26 protein-coding genes are annotated in these 22,023 nt (G+C 62.5%); 13 read left to right on the forward strand and 13 right to left on the reverse strand.

Annotated features, from left to right (window positions below):
• Positions 1–61: 61 nt before the first annotated feature.
• Entirely contained in the window at positions 62–1,081 is a 1,020-nt protein-coding gene (locus tag NPS46_RS18765; RefSeq protein WP_274109775.1) for a Glu/Leu/Phe/Val dehydrogenase family protein, read from the reverse strand.
• A 173-nt stretch (positions 1,082–1,254) separates the two neighbouring features.
• Here NPS46_RS18765 and NPS46_RS18770 point away from each other — a divergent pair, with 173 nt between their 5' ends.
• Positions 1,255–2,058, forward strand: coding sequence for a SirB1 family protein (locus tag NPS46_RS18770; protein WP_274109776.1), 804 nt, complete (start codon positions 1,255–1,257; stop codon positions 2,056–2,058).
• Between the two features lie 21 nt (positions 2,059–2,079).
• Here NPS46_RS18770 and maiA read toward each other — a convergent pair whose 3' ends face one another.
• Genes maiA through hmgA form a run of 3 tightly spaced genes read right to left on the reverse strand, consistent with a single transcriptional unit; the run spans position 2,080 to position 5,342 of the window.
• Positions 2,080–2,718, reverse strand: coding sequence for a maleylacetoacetate isomerase (gene maiA, locus NPS46_RS18775; protein ID WP_274109778.1), 639 nt, complete (start codon positions 2,716–2,718; stop codon positions 2,080–2,082).
• An 11-nt stretch (positions 2,719–2,729) separates the two neighbouring features.
• Entirely contained in the window at positions 2,730–4,034 is a 1,305-nt protein-coding gene (fahA, locus tag NPS46_RS18780; protein ID WP_274109780.1) for a fumarylacetoacetase, read from the reverse strand.
• A gap of 3 nt (positions 4,035–4,037) precedes the next feature.
• Positions 4,038–5,342, reverse strand: a complete 1,305-nt coding sequence (gene hmgA / locus NPS46_RS18785) for a homogentisate 1,2-dioxygenase (RefSeq protein WP_274109782.1) — start codon at positions 5,340–5,342, stop codon at positions 4,038–4,040.
• Positions 5,343–5,505: 163 nt separating this feature from the next.
• Here hmgA and NPS46_RS18790 point away from each other — a divergent pair, with 163 nt between their 5' ends.
• On the forward strand, positions 5,506–6,312 hold the full coding sequence (locus NPS46_RS18790; RefSeq protein ID WP_274109784.1) for an IclR family transcriptional regulator: 807 nt from the start codon (positions 5,506–5,508) through the stop codon (positions 6,310–6,312).
• 341 nt (positions 6,313–6,653) lie between these two features.
• Here the strand turns inward: NPS46_RS18790 and NPS46_RS18795 are convergent, their stop codons facing one another.
• The 4 genes from NPS46_RS18795 to NPS46_RS18810 form a co-directional block, all read right to left on the reverse strand.
• Positions 6,654–7,565 carry an SDR family oxidoreductase gene (locus NPS46_RS18795; protein WP_274109786.1) on the reverse strand — a complete coding sequence of 304 codons (912 nt, stop codon included), beginning with the start codon at positions 7,563–7,565 and terminating at the stop codon, positions 6,654–6,656.
• 124 nt (positions 7,566–7,689) lie between these two features.
• On the reverse strand, positions 7,690–8,631 hold the full coding sequence (locus NPS46_RS18800; protein WP_274109788.1) for an alpha/beta fold hydrolase: 942 nt from the start codon (positions 8,629–8,631) through the stop codon (positions 7,690–7,692).
• A 139-nt stretch (positions 8,632–8,770) separates the two neighbouring features.
• Positions 8,771–9,457, reverse strand: a complete 687-nt coding sequence (locus tag NPS46_RS18805; RefSeq protein ID WP_274109789.1) for an LrgB family protein — start codon at positions 9,455–9,457, stop codon at positions 8,771–8,773.
• Positions 9,447–9,848 (reverse strand): CidA/LrgA family protein, encoded by a 402-nt coding sequence (locus NPS46_RS18810; RefSeq protein WP_274109791.1) that lies wholly within the window; start codon positions 9,846–9,848, stop codon positions 9,447–9,449. Before NPS46_RS18810 ends, NPS46_RS18805 begins: the two co-directional genes overlap by 11 nt.
• 95 nt (positions 9,849–9,943) lie before the next feature.
• On the opposite strand from NPS46_RS18810, the gene NPS46_RS18815 reads away from it, so the two are divergent.
• Positions 9,944–10,837, forward strand: a complete 894-nt coding sequence (locus tag NPS46_RS18815; RefSeq protein WP_274109793.1) for a LysR family transcriptional regulator — start codon at positions 9,944–9,946, stop codon at positions 10,835–10,837.
• A 24-nt stretch (positions 10,838–10,861) separates the two neighbouring features.
• On the opposite strand, the gene NPS46_RS18820 is transcribed toward NPS46_RS18815, so the two are convergent.
• Positions 10,862–11,317 carry a flavodoxin gene (locus NPS46_RS18820; protein WP_274109795.1) on the reverse strand — a complete coding sequence of 152 codons (456 nt, stop codon included), beginning with the start codon at positions 11,315–11,317 and terminating at the stop codon, positions 10,862–10,864.
• 122 nt (positions 11,318–11,439) lie between these two features.
• Between NPS46_RS18820 and NPS46_RS18825 the strand changes: the two genes are divergently transcribed.
• Both NPS46_RS18825 and NPS46_RS18830 read left to right on the forward strand, forming a co-directional pair.
• Positions 11,440–11,901, forward strand: coding sequence for a PAS domain-containing protein (locus NPS46_RS18825; protein WP_274109797.1), 462 nt, complete (start codon positions 11,440–11,442; stop codon positions 11,899–11,901).
• A 65-nt stretch (positions 11,902–11,966) separates the two neighbouring features.
• On the forward strand, positions 11,967–12,575 hold the full coding sequence (locus tag NPS46_RS18830; protein WP_274109799.1) for a hypothetical protein: 609 nt from the start codon (positions 11,967–11,969) through the stop codon (positions 12,573–12,575).
• A gap of 4 nt (positions 12,576–12,579) precedes the next feature.
• Here the strand turns inward: NPS46_RS18830 and NPS46_RS18835 are convergent, their stop codons facing one another.
• Positions 12,580–13,509, reverse strand: a complete 930-nt coding sequence (locus NPS46_RS18835) for a MerR family transcriptional regulator (RefSeq protein ID WP_274109801.1) — start codon at positions 13,507–13,509, stop codon at positions 12,580–12,582.
• Positions 13,510–13,714: 205 nt separating this feature from the next.
• On the opposite strand from NPS46_RS18835, the gene NPS46_RS18840 reads away from it, so the two are divergent.
• From NPS46_RS18840 to NPS46_RS18865, 6 genes are all read left to right on the forward strand, one after another.
• Positions 13,715–14,272, forward strand: a complete 558-nt coding sequence (locus NPS46_RS18840; RefSeq protein ID WP_274109803.1) for an antibiotic biosynthesis monooxygenase — start codon at positions 13,715–13,717, stop codon at positions 14,270–14,272.
• Positions 14,273–14,349: 77 nt separating this feature from the next.
• Positions 14,350–15,060 (forward strand): dihydromonapterin reductase, encoded by a 711-nt coding sequence (gene folM, locus NPS46_RS18845; protein WP_274109805.1) that lies wholly within the window; start codon positions 14,350–14,352, stop codon positions 15,058–15,060.
• 24 nt (positions 15,061–15,084) lie between these two features.
• Positions 15,085–15,645 (forward strand): GTP cyclohydrolase I FolE, encoded by a 561-nt coding sequence (gene folE, locus NPS46_RS18850; RefSeq protein WP_274109807.1) that lies wholly within the window; start codon positions 15,085–15,087, stop codon positions 15,643–15,645.
• Positions 15,646–16,017: a dihydroneopterin triphosphate 2'-epimerase gene (gene folX, locus NPS46_RS18855; protein ID WP_274109809.1), complete on the forward strand. Its 372-nt coding sequence runs from the start codon at positions 15,646–15,648 to the stop codon at positions 16,015–16,017.
• A gap of 77 nt (positions 16,018–16,094) precedes the next feature.
• Entirely contained in the window at positions 16,095–16,391 is a 297-nt protein-coding gene (locus NPS46_RS18860) for a DUF1244 domain-containing protein (protein ID WP_274109811.1), read from the forward strand.
• Complete coding sequence (locus NPS46_RS18865; RefSeq protein WP_274109813.1) at positions 16,384–16,725, forward strand: HopJ type III effector protein; 342 nt, start codon at positions 16,384–16,386, stop codon at positions 16,723–16,725. Before NPS46_RS18860 ends, NPS46_RS18865 begins: the two co-directional genes overlap by 8 nt.
• A gap of 75 nt (positions 16,726–16,800) precedes the next feature.
• On the opposite strand, the gene trxB is transcribed toward NPS46_RS18865, so the two are convergent.
• Complete coding sequence (trxB, locus tag NPS46_RS18870; RefSeq protein ID WP_274109815.1) at positions 16,801–17,763, reverse strand: thioredoxin-disulfide reductase; 963 nt, start codon at positions 17,761–17,763, stop codon at positions 16,801–16,803.
• 314 nt (positions 17,764–18,077) lie between these two features.
• Between trxB and cysZ the strand changes: the two genes are divergently transcribed.
• Together cysZ and NPS46_RS18880 are read left to right on the forward strand one after the other, a co-directional pair.
• A complete protein-coding gene (cysZ, locus tag NPS46_RS18875) occupies positions 18,078–18,830 on the forward strand; it encodes a sulfate transporter CysZ (RefSeq protein WP_274109817.1) in 753 nt (250 codons plus the stop codon).
• Positions 18,831–18,967: 137 nt separating this feature from the next.
• On the forward strand, positions 18,968–20,143 hold the full coding sequence (locus NPS46_RS18880; protein WP_274109818.1) for a glycosyltransferase family 4 protein: 1,176 nt from the start codon (positions 18,968–18,970) through the stop codon (positions 20,141–20,143).
• A gap of 44 nt (positions 20,144–20,187) precedes the next feature.
• Here the strand turns inward: NPS46_RS18880 and NPS46_RS18885 are convergent, their stop codons facing one another.
• Together NPS46_RS18885 and NPS46_RS18890 are read right to left on the reverse strand one after the other, a co-directional pair.
• Complete coding sequence (locus NPS46_RS18885) at positions 20,188–21,291, reverse strand: NADH:flavin oxidoreductase (protein WP_274109819.1); 1,104 nt, start codon at positions 21,289–21,291, stop codon at positions 20,188–20,190.
• A gap of 200 nt (positions 21,292–21,491) precedes the next feature.
• A complete protein-coding gene (locus NPS46_RS18890; protein ID WP_274109820.1) occupies positions 21,492–21,974 on the reverse strand; it encodes a glutathione peroxidase in 483 nt (160 codons plus the stop codon).
• Between the last annotated feature and the right edge of the window lie 49 nt (positions 21,975–22,023).

The raw sequence follows: 22,023 nt of genomic DNA on the forward strand, positions 1-22,023 counted from the left end.
TGCGAATTGGGGTTAAAACTGAGCAATGCTGACAATTAGCCAGCATCGCGGGAGAAAGGGATCAGCGGTACAACAAGCGCTCAGCCAGTTCATCGGCGACCCGCGCCGGGGAGCGCTTTTCCGCTTGGGCATGGGCGAACACTTCGGTCAGGCGCGTGCCGATACGCGACAGGTGCGCGGTGATCGTCCCCAGGGTTTCACCACGATGTTGCAGGGCCACGTAGATCAGTCCGCCGGCGTTGATCACGTAGTCGGGTGCATAGAGGATGCCGCGTTTCTCCAATTGGTCGGCGACCTGCAGGTTGCTCAACTGGTTATTGGCCGAACCGGCCACTGCCGCGCAACGCAACTGCGCCACGCTGTAGCTGTTGAGGACACCGCCCAGGCCGCAGGGGGCGAGGATATCGCACGGCGTACTGAGCAAAGCCTCGTTGGCAATCGGGTGCGCGCCCAACTGTTCCATCGCCAGTTGCACCTTGCCGGGGTCGTTATCGCTGACCAGCAATTCGGCACCGGCCGCATGCAACTGCTCGGCCAGCGCAAAGCCGACATTGCCCAAGCCCTGGACCGCCACTCGCAGGCCTTCCAGGTTGTCACTGCCCAAACGCGCCATAGCCGTGGTGCGAATACCGGAAAACACGCCCATGGCGGTGTGTGGCGACGGATCGCCGCCGGCCGTGGTGCTGGTGACATGCTGGGTGTACTGGGCGATGCAGTCCATATCGGCGGTCGAGGTCCCGCTTTCAATGGCGGTGATATAGCGGCCATCGAGTTGCTCCACGCAGCGCCCAAATGCCTCGAACAGCGCCGCGCGGCTTTCCACATGGGCCGGCCGGATAATCACCGCCTTGCCGCCACCCAAGGCCAGGCCCGCCAAGGCCGCCTTGTAGCTCATGCCCTGGGCCAGGCGAATGGCATCGGCCACAGCACTTTCGTCGTTCGGGTAGGCGAGATAGCGGCAACCGCCCAGCGCCGGGCCGAGACGGCTGTTATGTATGGCAATGACGGCCTTCAAGCCGCTGACCGGATCGACACTCAGGTGCAGCGATTCCAGGCGAGCACTTTGCATGAGAGCAAACATCGTAGAGCCCTCTCGAACCACTTCTTGTAGCGAGCAGTATAGGCGTCGTAGGAGAGATCGCAGAAACGCTAGGGAATAAGCCACCCGCCATACCATGTGTTGCGACATAACCTTTCATGCACTGGACGAACAGCGGCCACGGGGCTAAAACGAAGCATCTGCCGGAGATACCCATGGACCCCCGCCAAGCCTTTCTTGCCTGCCTGGAGCGCGCTCCACTCAAGGTCTTCGAAGCCGCACTGTGGATTGCCGCCGAACATGATGGCGCGCTCGATCCCCAGGCCGTCCTGCGCAGCGTCGAGGATCTGCAGCAGCAGGTCGGGCAAAGCCTGCCGATCCTGCCCCGCCACGAACTCGCCCAACCACTGTTGCGCCGCCTCAATGACCTGGGCTTCCAGCAGGATGAGCACCTGCCCCTGCGCCCCCAGGCAGCGCTGCTCGACAAGGTGCTGCAACACCGCCGCGGACAACCACTGGTGCTGGCCTTGATTGCCTTGGAGCTGGCACAGCGTCTTGCAATCCCCCTGACAGGCGTCAACTTCCCCGGACATTTCCTGCTGCGCGTCCCTGGTGCCGACCACCTGCTCGATCCTTGCGGCGGGCGTCGCCTGTACCCCAAGGACTGCCGCGAACTGCTCAACCGTCAGTACGGTGCACAAATGGAACTGCGCGCCGAACACCTGCGCGAAGCCGAACCGCTGGAGATGCTCCAGCGCCTGTCACGCAACCTGCGCCAACTGCACCTGAGCCATGACGAACCGCTGGCCGCCCTGAAGGACGCCGAGCGCGTGCTGCAATTCGGCCAGGCCAGCAGCAGCGACTACCTGGCCCGCGCCAGCCTGTTCCAGCGGCTCGACTGCCCACGCGGGGAACGCTTCGATGTGGAGCGGGCGCTACTGCTCAGCGAGGATCCGATCCAGCGCCTGCGCCTGACCGAACGCCTGGGGCAGTTGCCGCCCAACAGCGCCGTACATTGAGCCCCCCTGGTCGATGCGTCGTCAGGCGGGGGTATCCGGCTGGTTCACCGGATGGGCTAGCTGAAAAGCCGGATGCTGCTCGGCCAGCGCCATGACCCGACGGATACGCGGCAGGGCCTGCAACGACACATTGAAGCGCTGCGCCGCATAGCATTGGGGGGCCAGATAGACATCCGCCAAACCGGGCTGTGGGCCGAAGCAGTAGCCCTGCTCGCCAATCAGTTGTTCTACCGCGCTCAGCCCCTGGCCAATCCAGTGGGCAATCCACTGCTGCACCTGAACTTCGTCATGACCCCATTGGCGCAGCAGATTGAGCACGCTGACATTGTGCAGCGGATGGATGTCACTGCCGATCAAGGCCCCGACGGCCCGCTCATGGGCGCGGGTCGTCACGTCCGCCGAAAGCAGGGCCGGCTGTGGATAACGTTCTTCCAGATACTCGATGATCGCCGACGATTGCGTCAGCAGCGCGCCCTCGTCCGTGCGCAGCGCCGGCACCCGGCCCTGGGGGTTGAGCGCCAGATAGGCCGGCTGGCGCTGCTCGCCCCCCTGGGGAGCGACCAGGTTGACCGCCATGGCCTGGTAATCCAGGCCCTTGAGCGCCAGCGCCAGGCGTACCCGGTAGGACGAGGTCGAACGGTAATAGGTATAGAGCTGCATACACCGCTCCCTCAATGTGCCGCGAGCACTTTGCCGCGGCATTCACCAAAGCCGATGGACACCTGCCCGTCGCCCCGGCAACGGGCCCGCAGGATGATTTCGTCGCCGTCCTCAAGGAATTTACGCACTTCGCCCGAAGCCAGTTCGATCGCCTGCTTACCGCCGCCGGTGATTTCCAACAGGCTGCCCAACTGCCCCGGCTGAGGCCCGGACAAGGTGCCCGAACCGAACAGATCACCGGGCTGCAACTGGCAACCATTGACGCTGTGGTGCGCGACCATCTGGGCCACGCTCCAATACATGTTCAGGGTATTGCTCAGCGTCAGGCGCTGGGCCGGCAGGTTCTGCGCCCGCATCGCCTCGGTCAGCAGCAGCACTTCCAGCTCGATATCAAAGGCCCCGGCGGCCTGGTCCCGCGGATCGAACAGGTACGGCAGTGGCTGTGGATCACCACTGGCCCGTGGCGGCTGGGCACGGCGAAACGGCTCCAGCGCCTCGGCCGTCACCACCCAGGGCGACACGCTGGTCAGAAAACTCTTGGACAGAAACGGCCCCAGCGGCTGGTATTCCCAGGCCTGGATATCGCGGGCCGACCAGTCATTGAGCAGGCAGAAACCGGCGATATGCTCTGGCGCATCGCCAATCGCAATGGATTCTCCCAGGGCATTGCCCGGACCGATCCAGATCCCCAGCTCCAATTCGAAATCCAGCCGCGCGCAGGGCCCGAAGCTTGGCTCGCTCTGCCCGGCCGGCAGGGTTTGGCCCCTGGGCCGGCGCACATCGGTGCCCGACGCGCGCACGGTAGAGGCACGGCCGTGATAACCGATGGGCACGTATTTGTAGTTGGGCAGCAGCGGGTTATCCGGACGGAACAGTTTGCCGACATTCAGCGCATGCTCGATCCCGACATAGAAGTCGGTGTAATCACTGATCCGGGCCGGCAGATGCAGAGTGCAATCGGCCGCCAGCGGCAGCAGTCTGGCGCCCTGGGCCTGGATCTTGCCATGCAGGGTACTGCCTTCACTCAACAGTTCCAGCAGGCGCTGACGCAGGGCAACCCGGGCCGGGCGACCGAGGGCAAAAAAACCATTGAGGCTACCGCCACGGCACGCTTCAACCGCTGCGCGCGCCGGCCCCTCGAACAGGCCAGCCGCCAGCGCGGCTTCCAGGTCGAAAATATGTTCACCGATGGCCACACCGCTGCGCAGGCCGCCATCGGCGCGGCTGAATACCCCCAGCGGCAGGTTCTGCAACGGGAAGTCCGGGTGATCGTTGGCCGAGGCAATCCAGCTACGGGCAAGGGTGGGCTGGTTCATCGGTTATCTCCGGTTCGGGTTGAAAGTGACGGGCAACGATGCCCAGCATGCGTCGTAGTCGGCCTGCAACTGTGCACCGTCGAGGGCAAGGCGGCTCGGGCGCAACACTGCGCTGGTCTCGAACATAAAGGCCATGGTGTCTTCAATCTTGCTCGGTGCCAGGTCGGCAGCGATAGCTTTGGTGCAGGTCTCGCCATCCGGACCATGGGCACTCATGCAGCTGTGCAGCGAGGCCCCGCCCGGTACAAAGCCTTCGGCCTTGGCGTCGTAGGCCCCCTGGATGAGGCCCATGAATTCATTCATCAGGTTGCGGTGGAACCAGGGTGGCCGGAAGGTCTTCTCGGCCACCATCCAGCGGGGTGGGAAAATCACGAAATCGAGATTGGCCAGGCCAGGCACACTGGTCGGCGAGGTCAATACGGTGAAGATCGACGGATCGGGGTGGTCGTAGCTGACGGTGCCAATGGTATTGAAACGCCGCAGATCGTATTTATACGGCACGTTATTGCCATGCCAGGCAACGACGTCCAGCGGCGAGTGATCGAGCTCGCAGCCCCAGAGCTCACCGAGGAACTTCTGCACCAGGGTGACCGGCTCGCGGCGGTCTTCATAGTGGGCAACCGGCGCCAGGAAGTCCCGGGGGTTGGCCAGGCCATTGCTGCCGATAGGGCCCAGATCGGGTAGGCGCAGCGGTGCACCATGGTTCTCGGCGACATACCCGCGGGCTTGGCCATCGAGCAACTCGACCCGAAATTTCACGCCGCGCGGCAAGACGGCAATCTCCAGCGGCTCGATCACCAGCACGCCCAGTTCAGTGACCAGGCGCAGGCGCCCGAGTTGGGGGACCAGCAACAACTCGCCATCGGCATTGAAGAACACTCGCTCCATCGAGGTATTGGCGCTGTAGCCGTACAGGCTGATACCCGCCGGATTCTGCGCGGGCGCATTGGCCGCCATGGCAACCAGGCCGTCGATAAAGTCGGTTGGCGTCTCGGGTATTGCCAACGGATTCCAGCGCAGGCGGTTTGGCGTTACCGCGCCCAGCGGACCGCCCGCCAATTGCCGATCGAGCTTGCGAAACGCCGGGTGCTTGGCAGAGGGCTGGATGCGATACATCCAGGTACGCCGCGATTCGCTGCGCGCCATGGTGAAGGCGGTCCCGGAGAGCAGTTCGGCATATAGGCCGTAGGGCGCTTGCTGCGGGGAGTTCTGGCCAATCGGCAGCGCGCCAGGCAAGGCTTCGCTGCAGAATTCATTGCCAAAACCCGATTGGTAATCGAGGGCTGGCACTGCGCAATCGAGTTTCATCGAGCCTCCAGAAGGAAGTGGGCAGTTGGCACATGCGCGGCGATTTGGCGTGCATGAACTCTGCATTATTTTTATCGTAATTCGATTACGCATAACGTAATTTGATTGGTAAAGAGCGTCAAGCTATAAAGACGCCCACTCGTCTTGGGATATGACCGCGTTCATGGAAAAGCCCCGCAGCACCAGCGACAGCAGCGCCAAACAGAAAGTCCGCTCGGCCGAGGTCGGCACCGACATTCTCAAGGCACTCGCCGAGCTCGCGCCCAGTACCTCGCTGTCGCGCCTGGCCGAGCATGTGCAGATGCCCGCGAGTAAGGTCCACCGCTATCTCCAGGCGCTGATCGCCAGCGGGTTTGCCGAGCAAAATGCGGCCACCAATCATTATGGTCTAGGCCGCGAAGCCTTGCGGGTTGGCCTGGCAGCCCTCAATAGCCTGGATGTGCTGCAGGTATCGGCACTCCCCCTGGCGCAGCTGCGCGACGATCTGAACGAGTCCTGCTTCCTCGCCGTGTGGGGCAATCTGGGCGCGACCGTGGTGCATATCGAACCGGCAGTCCGGGCCATCACCGTGGTCACGCAACGGGGTTCGGTGCTGCCGCTGCTCAGTTCCTCCACCGGGCTGGTGTTCAACGCCTACCTGGCGGACCGAGAAACCCTGGAACTGCGCAGCCGCGAGTTCGAGGCCGCCTCCGCCCATCCCCTGGCCGACCCGCAGGCACTGGCCAGCCTGAGCGAGCAGATTCGCAAGCGCGGTTTGCATTTCGTCCACGGTTTGCTGATGCCAGGGGTCGACGCCTTGTCGGCACCGGTGTTCAACGCCCTCGGACAGATTGCGGCGGTGCTGACGGTGGTGGGCCCGACCTCAATGTTCGATGCCGATGAGCACGGCCCGGCAGCCAAACGCCTACTGGCGGCTAGCGAGGCCATCAGTTGGCGGATGGGCTATCAACACGCTGAGCACGCCCGCTAAGAGCGAGCGGTGTGTCCCGCAAAAGCTCGCGCCTGCAGGGAACAAGCAGAATTCGTTGGTTTGTTGCCGGTAACGCAACAGTGATTGTCGTAAATCAGACTGTTTCCTCTGCTGCTTGCCGCCTATTCTTGCCGGGCTTTGAGCGAGGCCTCCACGGGGCCGGATCCGCTCACAGCCATGCCGCCCCCAGTGGTCGGCATCAGATTAGAGGCCAGTCCTGCAACGGTCGGGCGTCACCCGGGTACACCGACGTTGATTTACAGCTCCTTGATCACACGTCTTGTTTGGCCGCTGTTGCTACAGCGGCCTTTTTTATGCCCCGGCAAAAGTACGCGGCAACGCTAGACGCCGTACTTCTGCAAATTGGCCATCATTTCCCTGAGCGCTTCCCCCGTATCACGCGGATGAACAGCGCCCTCGAAATCGCAGAGCTGTTGCCAGTTGGCCGCTACGTCCTCGACCGCAATCCCCGCATGAGGATCGAAACCAACCCCCAGGCTGCGCTCCCAGCGAACCTTGCCCATCCAGCCGCCACCAACTTCAAACAGGCCGGCCGTTTCGTTGCACTGCTCGCTCCCCAGAAACACCACCAACGGGCTGATGAGTTCGGGTTTGAGCTGCTCGAACACCTGGGGCGGGATCAGGCCTTCGGTCATCCGCGTGCCCCCCGTGGGCGCAATGGCATTGACCAGGATGTTGCTCTTGCGCCCCTCGATCGCCAACGTGCGCGTCAAACCATACAACCCCAGCTTGGCCATGCCGTAGTTGGCCTGACCGAAGTTGCCGTAGATCCCGGACGTGGACGCGGTGAAAATCACGCGTCCATAGTTTTGTTCACGCAGATGTGGCCAGGCGGCGTGGGTCACTTTGTAGGCACCTTCAACATGCACCCGGTAGACCAGATCCCAGTCGGCGTCGTCCATTTTCACGAAGCTCTTGTCGCGCAAGATACCCGCATTGTTGACGACCACATCGACCCGACCGAAGGCGTCGAGCGCGTGCTGGACGATCTTGTCGCCATCGGTCACCGAGTCGTGATTGGCCACTGCCGTGCCACCGGCGTCGCGAATCTCGGCGACAACCCGGTCGGCCGCCGACGCATTGGCCCCCTCGCCCTGGGCGGAGCCACCCAGGTCGTTGACCACCACCCGGGCGCCGTGCCGGGCGAACAGCAAGGCGTGGGCCCGGCCCAGGCCGCCACCGGCCCCGGTGACAATCACGACTTTATCTTCGAAGCGTATCGACTCACTCATCACCGACTCCTACCAAGGCCAAGGGAAGCAAAGCCCCGAGTGTCAGGCAGCCGCAGGTCGCTCACAACAAAACAGGCGAGCCTGAATAACGGCCGATAAGGCCGGGGGATGATTGCCGCCGACCTTAGCAGTAGGCTGCCCGTCGCGCCGGCAATGCCAGGCACCGGCGAAAAGCCAGGTAATGCTTGAGCACCAGCACCGGCGCCTCGGTCTGGGGGTAGTGCCCAATCGCAGGCAAGCGCACCACATCCGCATTGGCGATCAGCTCGCAGTAGCGTCGAACCATATGCGCGCCGGAGACCGGATCGAACTCGCCATTGATCAGCCGCAAAGGCACTTCGCCCTTGCGCATGGCGGCGACCCAGCGCTCGCGCTGTTCGACGCGCTCCGGAATGTAACCGATCAAGTGGTGCAGGATCCGCGGCCCCTGGTTGCTGGCAACCAGGCTCCAGAAGTCATCCAGGGCACTTTCGCTGGGCTGCGTGGCAGGCCCGAAGATACGGCGAAAACTTTTGACCAGCGCGTCGCGGCTAAAGGCACGTCCGACTATCCAGCCCAGCGGGCTGAGCAGCAGTTTCTGCATCAGCAGCGCGCGGTGGGTTTCGGGAAACAGCCCGCCATTGAGAAACACGCAACTGGCCATGTCGAAACGCCGCTCGTAATGCCGGGCGAGCAGTTCCTGGGCCACGCTGTCGCCATAGTCATGGGCCAGCACATGGATCGGCCGGGCGACCCCGAGCTGGGCAAGCAACGCGTGTTGCAGGTCGGCCTGCTCCAACAGGCTGTAGGCATGTTCCCGGGGCTTGGCCGAATCGCCAAAACCGAGCATGTCGCAGGCAATCACTTGGTAATGCTGGGCCAGGGGTTCCCAGAGGTAGTGCCAGTCCCAACTGGCAGTAGGAAATCCATGGATCAGTAACAGCGGTTCGCCCCGCCCGGCCACCCAGTAACGAATGTTCTGGCCAGCAAACTGAAAGCTGCGTCCACGCTTGCGCCACACGCAGAGCGGGATTTCGGACAGCGGGCTCTGGGCACTCGAAAAAGCGGGAACAAATAGTGGGCTCAAGGCGCAGACCTCGGCGTCGACCCGCGCATATGCCAAGGTCAGCAGGCTCTGAGTCTAGCCAAGCATCCACCGCGTGTTAGTTGCCTTGCCAGCCAGCTTGCTGGCCCTGGGAGTCAGGTTGCTAGCACCGTTGTTGACGTCAAAGCAGCGACGCCAGCAATGGTGCGGCAAACAGGTTCAAAAGCCCGGTCAACACCATCACCAACCCGGCCACCGAACCCTCCTCTGCGCCCACCTCATGCGCCCGGCTCACGCCCGCACCATGGGCCCCGACTCCGAACAAGGCACCGCGAGCCAGGGTACTGCGCAGTGGCAACCACTTGAGCAGCACGCCCCCGAGCAGGGCGCCAAACACCCCCGTGCACATCACGAACACCGCGGTCAGCTCCGGGACGCCGCCCAGGTCCTGGGCCAGCGGCATGGCGAACGGCGTGGTGATGGAACGCGGCAGCAGCGAAAGCGTCAGCGAGCTGTCCAGGGACAACGCCCGGGCCAGCCACCAGGAGCTGCCAATCGATACCGTACTGCCCGCCAACATGCCCAGCAGCAAAGCCGACCAGTGGCGCATCAGCAACTGCCGCTGCTGCCAGATTGGCACCGCAAAGGCCACCGTTGCCGGCCCCAGGACCAGCATCAGCCAATGGGTATTGGCCGAGTATTCGGCATAGGCCGTATGCAGCGGCACTGCCACCGCCAGCAACAATGCCGGCACCAGAATCAGCGGCGACAGCCAGTAGCGTCCGCTGCGCCGGTAGAGCCAGCGGCTGAGCAGGTAGGCGCCCAGGGTCAACGCCAGCCAAAACATGGGCATCGCTTCAAATTTCATGGCGGGTTTTCCAACGGCAGACCGCTTCGACCGTAAACGCGGTGACCAGCATCACCAGCAGGGTGCTGACGCCGATGACCAGCAGAATTCGCCAGCCCTCGTCACGCATCAACTGCCCGTAATCGAGCAGGCTCATCAGGGCCGGGATAAAGAACAACAGCATCTCGGCCATCAGTAACCCGGCACCTAGCTGCAACGCCTGCGGCTTTACCCAGCCACAGGCAAACCCGAGTAGCAGCAGCGCCAGGCCGATCACCCCGCCGGGTATCGGCCAGTGGCCCCAGGCCGCGATCTGGCAACCCAGCAGGTAAAGAGCCAGCAGCACCGCCAACTCGCCCATCAACCGGGCGCCCTTGAGCACTAATGGAGGGTGTAGAGCAAAGCGTTTCATGGTGGTAGTCCTCACTGGCCCTTAGTGTAAATAGCGGGCTACCATCCTAAAAACGAATTGTTAGACTGGAACACATTCCAATTTGGAATCGAGCAATGGAATTCAAACAGCTACGCAGTTTTGTCGAAGTCATCCGACAGGGAGGCTTCACTCCAGCAGCCCGTGTGCTGCATATCAGCCAGTCAGCCGTCAGCAAGCAGGTGGCCCAGTTGGAACAAAGCCTGGGCCGCTCGTTGCTTGACCGCCACGGCTCGCAGGTTCACCTGACGGCCGCTGGCAGCGTGGTGTTGCAACGGGCCGAAGAAATGCTACGCCAGCATCAGGAGCTGCTGAGCGAGCTGGATGACCTGGACCATCTGGCCCGGGGCGAATTGCGCCTGGGCTTGCCACAATTGGGCGGTGATACTCTGTTTGCCGGCCTGTTCGCCGAATACCGACGCCGCTATCCCAACATCAGCATCCAGCTACTGGAAGGCGGTAGCCTCAATATCGAACAGGCGGTGCTCAGCGGCGAACTGGAACTGGGCGGCAGCCTGACCCCCAGTGATCCGGCGTTTGCCTTCCAGCCCTTTTGCGACGAGCCGCTGGATGTACTGCTGCCCGCCGACCACCCCCTGGCCAGTAGTGCCGCGATCCGCCTGGAGCAATTGGCCGATACGCCCTTTCTGATGTATCAGCGCAGCTTCGTGCTCAATCACCGCCTGCTTCAGGCCTGCCAGCAGTTAGGTTTCACTCCGCGCGAAAGCGGGCGCAGCGGCCAGGCGGACTTTCTGGCGGCCCTGGTCGCCGCCGGCCAGGGCGTGGTGTTGCTGCCCAGCGTGGTCGCACGCGGCCTGATCCGCCCGGGAGTGGTGCGCCTGGCGCTGATCGCCCCCGGCGAACTGCGTTGGGATATCGCCTTTATCTGGCGCCAGGGCGCCTATCTGTCCCGGGCAGCCCAGGCCTGGTTGGAACTGCTGCGCGAGTGGCGCATGAACCGCTTGCCCTGATTGCCCTGATTGCCCTGATTGCCTTCAGCCACGCAATGCCGCACCGAACTGCTCCAGCCAGGGCTCGGCGTCGGTTTCCGGGGTCACGCTTTCACTGGAATCGAGGCGCAGCATGGGCTGGACTTGGCGCAGACCCAGTTCGGCGAACAACTCGACAAACTGCTCGCCGGCCCCGCAAAAGGTGTCGCCATAACTGGAGTCGCCCAGGCCGATCACGGCGCCCGGAAGGCCGCGCCAGTCGCTGGGCAACTGATCGCGAATCCCATGGTAGAGCGGCTGGATATTGTCCGGCAGTTCGCCCATGCCCGTCGTCGCCGTCACGGCCAGAAACGCCTCGGGGCCGAAAGCCTTGATCTCATCCAGGCTGGCTCGCGGGTTGTGCCAGGTCTCGAAACCGGCAGCGCGAAGGAGGTTGGCAGCATGCCGGGCGACTTCTTCGGCCGTGCCGTAGACCGAACCGGAAAGGATGGCGACTTTCATCAATCTGTTCCTGTACTTGAGTGAAAACCTGGGATATTAACAGGTGCCGCCCACGCAGAAGGAACCTGGAGGCGGACAACTCACCTAGAATGTCTCTTTTTGCCAATGGACCCCGCCCCGACATGATCAATGCCAAGCTGCTACAACGGGTTATCGACGCCTCCAACGACGGAATCGTGGTGGCCGAACAAGAGGGCGAGGACAATATCGTGATCTATGCCAACAGGGCCTTCGAACGCCTGACCGGCTACAGCACCGATGAAATCCTTTACCAGGATTGCCGCTTCCTGCAATCCGGCGACCGTGACCAGCCCGGGCTGCAAGCGATCCGCCAGGCCCTGGCCGACGGCAAGCCCTGCCGCCAGGTCCTGCGCAACTATCGCAAGGACGGCACGCATTTCTGGAACGAACTCTCGATCACCCCGGTGTTCAACGACAGCGATCAACTGACCTACTTTATCGGCGTGCAAAAGGATGTCACCGAACAAGTCCAGGCCCAGCAGAAAGTCACCCAGCTTCAGCAACGACTGGCCGAAGTCGAAGCACAGCTGGCGGCGCTGCAGATGACCAGCGGCAGAAACTAACGCCGCTAAAAACGGTCATTGATGCAGGTACATGTCCATTTGTATCCATCCCTTTGAGCTTGATCATGCAACCCGATGCCCTACTAACCCGGGATGAACTGGACTTCATTCAAACCCTGCAACATGCCCCGCACCTCAATCTGCGGGATGCTTCATCGAGCCTGCTGGTCAATGGCGGCACGCAGGTCCGCGACCTGCTGACCCGCCTGGCGGCCAACGAACAAGTGACCCTTGAAGCGCGGTTCGAGAACCAGCAGATGACGTTTCCGCTGCAACTGGTCGAGGACGAGTTTCACGCCCTGCACCTACGCCTGGGCACGCCCAGTATTTTCGAGGATGGCCCGACGACCCGTCCGTGGCGCCTGACACTGGACGCGCCGATGGCGCTGGAAAACCTTCGCGGCCAGGCGGGAACGCTGCGGGTTCTCGAGCTTTCGTTCAAAGGACTGCTGCTTGAAAGCTCCGATGGCAGTAGCCCGCCCAGGCAGTTCCAGCGCTGGCTCAACCCCGCCGATGGCCAGGAACGAATCGCCCTGCGTGCAACGCTCGAACGCAAGACCGATACCGGCCGCTATGCCTATCGCCTAAGCCAGCGCGACGCCCTGCAGACCGAACGGCTGCGCCAATTTATCCTGGCCCAGCACCGTCGCGTTCACCCCGACCTGCATCAGTAAGCGGCTAGGTATCCAGCGTCGCCGCGAGAAAGCCCTGCAAGCGCGCCTGCATCTTCAGACCTTCTCGCCCCAGGCAACCGACCGTCGAGCCAGCCAGGCGCTCCTCGGCCAGATCCGACGCTTCGCCTGCCAGCAGTACCGGACATTCCGTCGCCTGCGCCAGCCGCTCCAGGCGCCGCGGCAACTCCACCGGCGCCGAACCGCTGGAAAACAGCACCAGGGCCTGGGGCCGAATTTTCTCGCAGATCAGCGTCAACTCGGCAAAAGGCTGCCCTACCGCCAGCACGCTGACGCGGGTATCGGCACTGCCCAGCAACAGCGCCGTCACCCACAACTCCAGCTCACGGCACTGCCCGGGCAAACCGGCCAACAGCACATGGCGCGGCTGATCGAGGCGATTGAGTTGCAGGCGCTGCAAGGTCCTCGCCCGCAGAAACGCGTCATAGAACAGCCATTCGCTGACCTGGCCGAATTCATCCTGCAAGGCCAGCTCCCGCCAGAGCGGCATCAGGATGTCTTCGAACACCTGGTTGAGCGGGTAACTGGAAAAAATCTGACCGTACAAGCGCTCCAGCCGCGCCTCGTCGAACGCGCTGATGGCCTCGGTCAGAGGCACTTGCCATTGGGCCCGCAAGCCCTGGCCGGCGATCTGCGCGACGACCGTCGGCGCACGCGCCAGTAACGTGCCGACCTTGCTCACGGCAACGCCTCGCTCGACCCAGGCCAGAATCTGGCGGACGGTCTCAATATCGCGCGCACTGTACAGCCGATGCCCACTTTCGGTGCGCGTCGGCTGGATCAACCCATAGCGCCGCTCCCAGGCCCGCAATGTCACCGGGTTGATCCCGGTAAGGCGCGACACCTCCCGAATGGGAAAGAGTTCATCCTCGCTCAGGCTGGACGGAGTAGCTGCGTGTTCAGTGATAACGGGCATAGGCGGAAAAACGGCCAAGAAAGGAATCTGCCTATTCTACGCTCGCCCATCAGTTTTTCAGACAGGCGCGCGCGCACCCGCACGATGGCTGTGGCGTATTTCACAGAATCAGGAATAATCCTTGCTTGATTGCCCATACGGCCCAACACCCCGGGCCGTATTTGCGCACGTCCTACCCGGACAGCGCCTGCACCGGAGATACACAATGTCTACCTCACCCGTCACCCTGATGGTGGCCCGTCGCGTTGCCGACGGACGCTATGAAGAATTGATCGCCTGGCTACGCGAAGGCGAGCAACTGGCCACCGACTTCCCCGGTTATCTCGGTTCAGGCGTACTTGCCCCGCCGCCGGGCGAGCATGAATTCCAGATTATTTTCCGTTTTACCGACAGCGCCACGATGCACGCCTGGGAACACTCGGCGTCGCGCAAGGCCTGGTTGCTGCGCGGTAGCGACCTGTTCGCCAACCCTTCGGAGCACCGCGTCAGCGGTATCGATGGCTGGTTCGCCAGCGCCGGGCAGCGACCACCACGCTGGAAGCAGGCCGTGGCGATCTGGCTGGCGTTCTTTCCTGTATCGCTGCTCTTCAACTTTGTCTTCAGCCCGTTGCTCGGCGAATTGAGCCTGGCGCCACGGGTGCTACTCAGCACCCTGGGGCTAACGCCCTTGATGGTCTATATATTCATACCGCTCTCGACCCGCCTGCTCGCCGGCTGGCTCAATAGCGTTCCCGGCAAGGCGCTGCATACGCAGCCCCACTGAGGCTGAAGCGGTGAGCCATGGGCGGCCGAGGCTGGTATAGTTTTGCCCTATCCACCTGTGCTTGCCGCGAGCCCTCGATGACCACTTCTTCCGCCCCGATCCTGATCACTGGCGCCAGCCAGCGCGTCGGCCTGCATTGTGCCCAGCGCTTGCTGGCCGAGGGACAGTCGGTGATTGTCAGCTACCGCAGCGAGCGGCCCGGTGTCCAGCAGCTGCGTGATCTGGGCGCGACGGTACTGTTCGCCGATTTTTCCAGCGAAGCCGGCATCCTGTCGTTTATCGCCGATCTCAAACACCACACCTCCTGCCTGCGGGCGATCGTTCACAACGCCTCGGCCTGGCTCGCCGAATCCAGCGGCCAGGAGGCGGATGCCTTTATCCAGATGTTCAGCGTGCACATGCTGGCGCCGTACCTGATCAACCTGCATTGCGCCGAGCTGCTCGAACACTCGAGCCCGGCCGATATCGTGCATATCAGCGACGACGTGACCCGCAAGGGCAGCAGCAACCATATTGCCTACTGCGCCAGCAAGGCCGGGCTCGATAGCCTGACGCTGTCGTTCGCGGCCAAGTACGCGCCACGCATCAAGGTCAACGGCATTGCCCCCGCCCTGCTGCTGTTCAACCCCGACGACGACGCGGCGTACCGCGCCAAAGCGCTGGCCAAATCCGCCCTGGGCATCGAACCCGGTGCCGAGGTGATCTACCAGAGCCTGCGCTATCTGCTGGACAATCCCTACCTGACCGGCACAACCTTGACCGTCAACGGCGGCCGGCATCTCAAGTAAGCCGCCCCGCGAGGAACCCTATCGATGAGCACGTCACTGCCCAAGCATTACCGCGAGATCCTGGTCGGCCTCGGTGAAGACCCGAATCGCGAAGGCCTGCTCGACACCCCCAAGCGAGCAGCCAAGGCCATGCAGTACTTGTGTCATGGCTACACCCAGAGCCTGGATGAAATCGTCAATGGCGCGCTGTTCGCCTCCGACAACGACGAAATGGTGATCGTCCAGGACATCGAACTTTATTCGCTATGCGAGCACCACCTGCTGCCCTTTATCGGCAAGGCCCATGTGGCCTATATTCCGACCGGCAAGGTGCTGGGCCTGTCGAAGATCGCCAGGATCGTCGACATGTACGCCCGCCGCCTGCAGATCCAGGAGAACCTCACCCGCGAGATCGCCGAGGCGATCCAGCAGATCACCCAGGCCGCTGGCGTGGCCGTGGTGATCGAAGCCAAGCACATGTGCATGATGATGCGCGGCGTCGAGAAACAGAATTCGACCATGAACACCTCGGTCATGCTCGGCGCGTTCCGCGACTCGAGCACCACCCGCATGGAGTTCCTGCAACTGATCGGACGGAGCAAGTAAATGCCACAACTTCAACCAGGGATGGCCCGTATTCGGGTCAAGGACCTGTGCCTGCGCACCTTTATCGGGATCAATGAAGACGAGATCCTCAACAAGCAGGATGTCCTGATCAACCTGAGCATTCTTTACGCGGCCCAGGAGGCCGTGCGTGACAACGATATCGACCATGCACTGAACTACCGGACCATCACCAAGGCCATCATCCAGCACGTCGAAGGCAATCGCTTCGCCCTGCTTGAGCGCCTGACCCAGGAAGTGCTGGACCTGGTCATGGCCAACGCAGCGGTGCTCTACGCCGAGGTCGAAGTCGACAAACCCCACGCCCTGCGATTCGCCGAATCCGTATCGATTACCTTGGCTGCAAGCCGCTAACAGCAGGCGACAAGCTCAAAGCCGGGCCGCCACCTATCCTCTTGCAGCTTGAAGCTGCTTTACCCGTGAGAGTCTCCATGACCGACCCACAACGCCTCGAACTGGAAGCCGCCGCCTTTCGTCGGCTGGTCGCCCATCTGGACAGCCGCAAGGATGTCCAGAATATCGACCTGATGAACCTGGCCGGCTTCTGCCGCAACTGCCTCTCCAAGTGGTACAAGGCCGAGGCGGACCAACGCCAGATCGAGGTGAGCCTCGATGACGCCCGCGAAGTGGTCTACGGCATGCCGTATGCCGAGTGGAAAGCCCAATATCAGAAAGAAGCCAGCGCCGAGCAACTGGCAGCGTTCGCCCAAGGAAAACCCCATGACTGATCTGAACACCCTGCGCGCCAGCCTCAACAGCGGCGAACATGCCTTCGCCGACACCCTGGCCTTTATCGCCGCCGGCTACGATTATCAGCCCCAGGCCTTCGTCAATGGTGGCGTGGAAAATGCCGCCGGGCAGAACGAAGGTTCCTGCAAGACGCTGGGGCTGGCCCTGTTGGAAGGTCTGAGCGACCAGGAAGCCTTGCTGGCTTTCGGCGAACACTATCGCTCGGTGCTCGCGACACCCGAGGGCAGCGATCACGGCAATATCCGCGCCCTGATTGCCCACGGCCTGGGCGGGGTGAAATTTGCCGCGCAGCCGTTGACTCGCAAAGCCTGAGTCGCGCCCCCAGGCTCGACGCCGACACTGGCGCAAAAAAACCGGCCGAGGCCGGTTTTTTTTACTGCCATGTAATCACAGCGCTGCGTTCTGCAGCCCATCCAGGTAACGCTCGGTATCCAGCGCTGCCATGCAGCCGGCACCGGCCGAGGTAATGGCCTGGCGGTAGATATGGTCGGCCACGTCGCCGGCCGCAAACACGCCTTCAACGCTGGTCGCCGTGGCATTGCCTTCACGACCGCCCTGGACGACCAGATAACCGTCCTTAAGCTCAAGTTGGCCCTCGAACAACGAGGTGTTTGGCGTGTGGCCGATGGCGATAAACACGCCGTCGACTTTCAGTTCGTCAAAGCTGCCGTCGTTGTTTTTCAAGCGAGCACCGGTCACGCCCATGTTGTCGCCCAGCACTTCGTCCAGGGTCGAGTTGAGCTTGAGTACGATCTTGCCCTCAGCCACGCGGGCATGCAGCTTGTCGATCAGGATTTTCTCGGCGCGGAAAGTCTCGCGACGGTGGATCAGGGTCACCTTGCTGGCGATATTGGCCAGGTACAAGGCTTCTTCAACGGCCGTGTTGCCACCGCCGACGACCGCCACTTCACGGTTGCGGTAGAAGAAGCCATCGCAGGTGGCGCAGGCCGAAACGCCCTTGCCCATGAAGGTCTCTTCCGAAGGCAGCCCCAAGTAGCGCGCACTGGCGCCGGTGGCGATGATCAGGGCGTCGCAGGTGAAAGTGCCGCTGTCGCCGACCAGGGTAAACGGCTTTTTCGACAGGTCGACCGCGTTGATATGATCAAAAACGATTTCCGTCTCGAAACGCTCGGCGTGCTCTTTCATCCGCTCCATCAGCGCCGGGCCGGTCAGGCCATGGACGTCGCCCGGCCAGTTGTCGACTTCGGTGGTGGTGGTCAACTGACCGCCCGCCTGCATGCCGGTAATCAGCAATGGCTTGAGGTTGGCCCGGGCCGCATAGACCGCGGCGCTGTAACCGGCAGGACCGGAACCGAGAATAATCACTCGCGAATGGCGTACTTCAGACATGACTCACTCCTATCGACCGCCCCGTGCAATCGCTGGGCCGGGGCGCCGGCGTGCCGGCTGGAATAAAAGGGACCGACAAAGCCCAGGGCAGGGCTTTAATCCGGCGGTCCTGAAAATAATGGGTGCAGCGTATAGAGGGGGCGAAGAGTAAGGAAATACCGAATAACAATCCAGCTCATAGCCGGTTTCTATCCCTAACGGTACGCCGCACCCAAGCCTTTGTTACAGTGAATGTCAGCGCTGGCCGTGCGCTTTCGCCCACCGGGCAAAGCCGGTAAGGTCGGCGCGTTTTCCCTTTTTGTTCGGAGCACTGCATGCCCGCCCCTGTCCTATCCGGCCCGCAATACCTGCGCGAAGGCCTGAAACTCATTCTCAGCCCCGGCCTGCGCCTGTTTGTCCTCCTGCCGCTGGCCGTCAACCTGGTCCTGTTCGTCGGTCTGATCTACTTTGCCGGGCACCAGTTCAGCCTGTGGGTCGATGCCTTGATGCCCAGCCTGCCCCAGTGGTTGAGCTTTCTGAGCTATGTGCTCTGGCCATTGTTCGTGGTACTGGTGGGGCTGATGGTGTTTTTCACCTTCACGATGTTCGCCAATATCATCGCGGCGCCCTTCAATGGTTTTCTCGCGGAAAAGGTCGAAGTGGTCGTGCGGGGCACCGATGATTTCCCGGCCTTCAGCTGGACAGAGCTGATTGCGATGATCCCGCGCACGCTGGCCCGGGAAATGCGCAAGCTGGGCTATTTCCTGCCCCGCGCCATCGCCCTGCTGATCCTGTCCTTTATCCCGGTGGTCAACCTGATCGCCGCCCCGCTGTGGCTGCTGTTCGGGATCTGGATGATGGCAATCCAATATATCGACTACCCGGCAGACAACCACAAGATGAGCTGGCAGGACATGCTCGCCTGGCTGCGCAGCAAGCGCTGGCAGAGCATGAGCTTTGGCGGCATTGTCTATCTGGTGCTGCTGATTCCCTTCGTCAACCTGCTGATGATGCCCGCCGCCGTAGCGGGCGCGACCCTGTTCTGGGTTCGTGAACGCACCGAGGCAACACCTGTGCAAAAAACCTGAGCGACTGGCGCTTATCCCGAGGGAACAGGGCTCCTAACCTCGGGATAGCCAGCCAGGCCTGCAGGGCCTTGCCCACCGTCACCAATCCATCATGTAACTGCCACAGTGACGACACGCCAGTGGGCGACACTGTGAACATGACCTCCCCTCTGCATATCACCCTGATCACCGAAACCTTCCCCCCGGAAATCAATGGGGTGGCCAATACCCTTGGCCGCCTTTGCGAAGGCTTGCGTGAGCGCGGCCATCGTATCGAGTTGATTCGTCCACGCCAGGGCTGCGACCAGAGCCGCAGCAGCGACGATGGCCTGCTGCTCTGCCGCGGCTGGCCACTACCGGGTTATCCCGGCCTGCAATGGGGGCAGTCCTCGATGCACAAGCTGCTGCGACGCTGGAAGCGCCAGCGCCCCGACGTGCTGTACATCGCCACCGAAGGGCCGTTGGGATTGTCGGCCCTGCGCGCCGCTCGGCGGCTGGGCATCCGGGTTGTCAGCGGCTTCCACACCAACTTCCAGCAGTATTCCAGCCAGTATGGCCTGGGCCTGCTGAGCCGGCTGCTGACCCACTACCTGCGCTGGTTCCACAACCGTTCGAGCCTGACCCTGGTCCCCAGCCCCAGCCAGCGCCTGGAACTGCAACGGCGCAGCTTCGAGCGCCTGGATCTGCTCGCCAGGGGCGTGGACAGCCAACTGTTTCATCCGGCCAAGCGGCTGACGGCCCTGCGCGAAAGCTGGGGCCTGGGCAGTGACGATATCGCGGTGATGCATGTTGGCCGGCTGGCCCTGGAAAAAAACCTGGGCTTGCTCGCCCACAGCTTTCGCCATCTGCAAGCCAGTTATCCACAGCGGCGCCTGAAACTGATCGTGGTGGGCGACGGCCCCCAGCGCCACGCGCTGGAACAGCAACTACCGGAAGCGATTTTCTGCGGCACGCAACGCGGTGAGGCCCTGGCTTGCCACTATGCCTCGGGCGACCTGTTCCTGTTCCCAAGCCTGACAGAGACGTTCGGCAATGTGGTGCTCGAAGCCCTGGCCTCGGGCCTGGCCGTAGTGGCCTACGATGAGGCCGCTGCCGGCCAGCATATCCGCCACGGCTACAACGGGGTACTCGCCATGCCCGGCGACGAGGCGGCGTTCTGCGATGCCGCCTGCTGGCTGCTGGAAGAGCGCGAGACCCTGCGCAACATCCGCCTGAACGCCCGTCAACATGCTCGACGCCAGGGCTGGGCAGCCATTATCGAGCAGTTCGAGGGACAATTGCGCGGCGCCTGTACCGTAGACGCCCCCCTCCCCGGTGCGATCCCTCCAGCCTGAAGCGCAGCAGGCACCCAGCCCAGCGACCGCAACTAGGCCAGGAGTCAGACCAGGCTCATCAGGGCTTCGCGGCTGAATGGCAGGATGTCCTGCTCACGCCCTTCACGCACCTTGGTCGCCCAATCCGGATCGACCAGTAAGGCACGACCGACCGCCACCAGGTCAAACTCGTTGTTGTTCAGACGCTCGAGCAGCTTTTCCAGACTGGCCGGCTGGGCGACCTTGTCGGTGTTGACCATAAACTGCAGGAACTCGCCATCCAGCCCGACGCTGCCGACGGTGATGGTCGGCTTGCCGGTCAACTTGCGCGTCCAGCCGGCCAGGTTGAGGTCCGAACCCTGGAACTCCGGTTCCCAGAAGCGCCGCGTCGAGCAGTGGAAGATATCCACACCGGCGTCGGCCAGCGGTTGCAGGAACTCTCCCAGCGCCTGTGCATCCTGGACCAGGCGCGCGCTGTAGTCCTGCTGCTTCCACTGGGAAAACCGGAAAATAATCGGAAACTGCGGGCCGACTGCCGCACGCACGGCCTGAATCAGCTCAATGGCAAAGCGCGAGCGGTTGGCCAGGCTGCCGCCGTATTCATCGGTGCGTTGATTGGTGCCCTCCCAAAAAAACTGGTCGATCAGATAGCCATGGGCCCCATGGATCTCCACGCCATCCATGCCGATCCGCTGGGCGTCGAGCGCGGCCTGGGCGAATGCGGCAATCACGTCCTGGATATCCTGGAGGGTCATGCCATGGACCACCACCTGGCCGTCCTTGAGCTTTTCCATCGGTCCATAGCCCGGGACACTGGCATCCGGCTCGGTGCCCTTGCGGCGCACATTGCCGACATGCCAAAGCTGCGGCACGATCCTGCCGCCCTCGGCGTGTACGGCATCAACGACTTTTTTCCAGCCGGCCAGCGCGGCCTCGCCATAGAAGTGCGGCACATTGGGATAGCCATTGGCCGCCTGATGGCCAACCGTGGTGCCCTCGGTGATGATCAGTCCGACACCGGCCGCCGCGCGACGACGGTAGTACTCGATGACTTTCGAATTCGGTACACCACCCGGAGAGAACGAACGGGTCATGGGCGCCATGACCACCCGGGTCGGCAACTCCAGGGCGCCAAGGTGGAAAGGTTTGAACAAGGCTGCAACGGACATGGCAAGGCTCCACGGAAGACGGGAAATTATGATCAGGATAATATTTCGCCCGCCAGGTAGCGCACAGCACTATTGATCTGAGTGATTAAGCTGTAGAAGGCGGGAATTGGCAGATAGGCGGCGAAGCCGAAACGGGTGCCCGTAGCGAGCGTTGGGCGCTCGATCGCAGCCTGACGGCAGCGGCTACAGGCACGAGTGGATCAGGCGAGCGCTTTTTCGATGGCCTGGACCACGCTGGGATCATCCGGCGCCGTGCGCGGCGAGAAGCGCGCCAGCACCCGACCATCCTGGCCCACGAGGAATTTCTCGAAATTCCAGGTGATATCCCCAGGAAACTCGGCCCCCTCGCCCGCCAGCAGGCGGTACAACTGATGCCGCTCAGGGCCGTTGACTTCGAGCTTGCTGCTCAGTGGAAAACTCACCCCGTAGTTGAGGCTGCAGAACTCCGCGATTTCCTGCTCGCTGCCCGGCTCCTGCCCGGCGAACTGATTGCACGGCAAGCCCAGGACACTGAAACCCTGGCCCTTGAACTGCTGGTAGAGATTTTCCAACGCTGCGTACTGCGGCGTCAGGCCGCACTTGGAAGCGACGTTGACAACCAGTACTACCTGTCCCTTGAAGGGCGCGAGTGGCAGTTCCTGGCCATCCAGAGCTTTCAATGTAAGGTCGTGAAAAGCACTCATGACGAACCCCCAAATTCCCGTGTCGCGTCTCGACATCGTTGCCCGGCTC

The sequence above is a fragment of the Pseudomonas putida genome, from assembly GCF_028682395.1.
In the GTDB taxonomy this organism is placed as follows: domain Bacteria; phylum Pseudomonadota; class Gammaproteobacteria; order Pseudomonadales; family Pseudomonadaceae; genus Aquipseudomonas; species Aquipseudomonas putida_AB.

Bases quoted from the DNA above. Each gene is read 5' to 3' on its own strand.
- NPS46_RS18765 (WP_274109775.1), bottom strand. From the start codon at position 1,081: ATGTTTGCTCTCATGCAAAGTGCTCGCCTGGAATCGCTGCACCTGAGT.
- NPS46_RS18770 (WP_274109776.1), top strand. From the start codon at position 1,255: ATGGACCCCCGCCAAGCCTTTCTTGCCTGCCTGGAGCGCGCTCCACTC.
- maiA (WP_274109778.1), bottom strand. From the start codon at position 2,718: ATGCAGCTCTATACCTATTACCGTTCGACCTCGTCCTACCGGGTACGC.
- fahA (WP_274109780.1), bottom strand. From the start codon at position 4,034: ATGAACCAGCCCACCCTTGCCCGTAGCTGGATTGCCTCGGCCAACGAT.
- hmgA (WP_274109782.1), bottom strand. From the start codon at position 5,342: ATGAAACTCGATTGCGCAGTGCCAGCCCTCGATTACCAATCGGGTTTT.
- NPS46_RS18790 (WP_274109784.1), top strand. From the start codon at position 5,506: ATGGAAAAGCCCCGCAGCACCAGCGACAGCAGCGCCAAACAGAAAGTC.
- NPS46_RS18795 (WP_274109786.1), bottom strand. From the start codon at position 7,565: ATGAGTGAGTCGATACGCTTCGAAGATAAAGTCGTGATTGTCACCGGG.
- NPS46_RS18805 (WP_274109789.1), bottom strand. From the start codon at position 9,457: ATGAAATTTGAAGCGATGCCCATGTTTTGGCTGGCGTTGACCCTGGGC.
- NPS46_RS18810 (WP_274109791.1), bottom strand. From the start codon at position 9,848: ATGAAACGCTTTGCTCTACACCCTCCATTAGTGCTCAAGGGCGCCCGG.
- NPS46_RS18815 (WP_274109793.1), top strand. From the start codon at position 9,944: ATGGAATTCAAACAGCTACGCAGTTTTGTCGAAGTCATCCGACAGGGA.
- NPS46_RS18820 (WP_274109795.1), bottom strand. From the start codon at position 11,317: ATGAAAGTCGCCATCCTTTCCGGTTCGGTCTACGGCACGGCCGAAGAA.
- NPS46_RS18825 (WP_274109797.1), top strand. From the start codon at position 11,440: ATGATCAATGCCAAGCTGCTACAACGGGTTATCGACGCCTCCAACGAC.
- NPS46_RS18830 (WP_274109799.1), top strand. From the start codon at position 11,967: ATGCAACCCGATGCCCTACTAACCCGGGATGAACTGGACTTCATTCAA.
- NPS46_RS18835 (WP_274109801.1), bottom strand. From the start codon at position 13,509: ATGCCCGTTATCACTGAACACGCAGCTACTCCGTCCAGCCTGAGCGAG.
- NPS46_RS18840 (WP_274109803.1), top strand. From the start codon at position 13,715: ATGTCTACCTCACCCGTCACCCTGATGGTGGCCCGTCGCGTTGCCGAC.
- folM (WP_274109805.1), top strand. From the start codon at position 14,350: ATGACCACTTCTTCCGCCCCGATCCTGATCACTGGCGCCAGCCAGCGC.
- folE (WP_274109807.1), top strand. From the start codon at position 15,085: ATGAGCACGTCACTGCCCAAGCATTACCGCGAGATCCTGGTCGGCCTC.
- folX (WP_274109809.1), top strand. From the start codon at position 15,646: ATGCCACAACTTCAACCAGGGATGGCCCGTATTCGGGTCAAGGACCTG.
- NPS46_RS18860 (WP_274109811.1), top strand. From the start codon at position 16,095: ATGACCGACCCACAACGCCTCGAACTGGAAGCCGCCGCCTTTCGTCGG.
- NPS46_RS18865 (WP_274109813.1), top strand. From the start codon at position 16,384: ATGACTGATCTGAACACCCTGCGCGCCAGCCTCAACAGCGGCGAACAT.
- trxB (WP_274109815.1), bottom strand. From the start codon at position 17,763: ATGTCTGAAGTACGCCATTCGCGAGTGATTATTCTCGGTTCCGGTCCT.
- cysZ (WP_274109817.1), top strand. From the start codon at position 18,078: ATGCCCGCCCCTGTCCTATCCGGCCCGCAATACCTGCGCGAAGGCCTG.
- NPS46_RS18880 (WP_274109818.1), top strand. From the start codon at position 18,968: ATGACCTCCCCTCTGCATATCACCCTGATCACCGAAACCTTCCCCCCG.
- NPS46_RS18885 (WP_274109819.1), bottom strand. From the start codon at position 21,291: ATGTCCGTTGCAGCCTTGTTCAAACCTTTCCACCTTGGCGCCCTGGAG.
- NPS46_RS18890 (WP_274109820.1), bottom strand. From the start codon at position 21,974: ATGAGTGCTTTTCACGACCTTACATTGAAAGCTCTGGATGGCCAGGAA.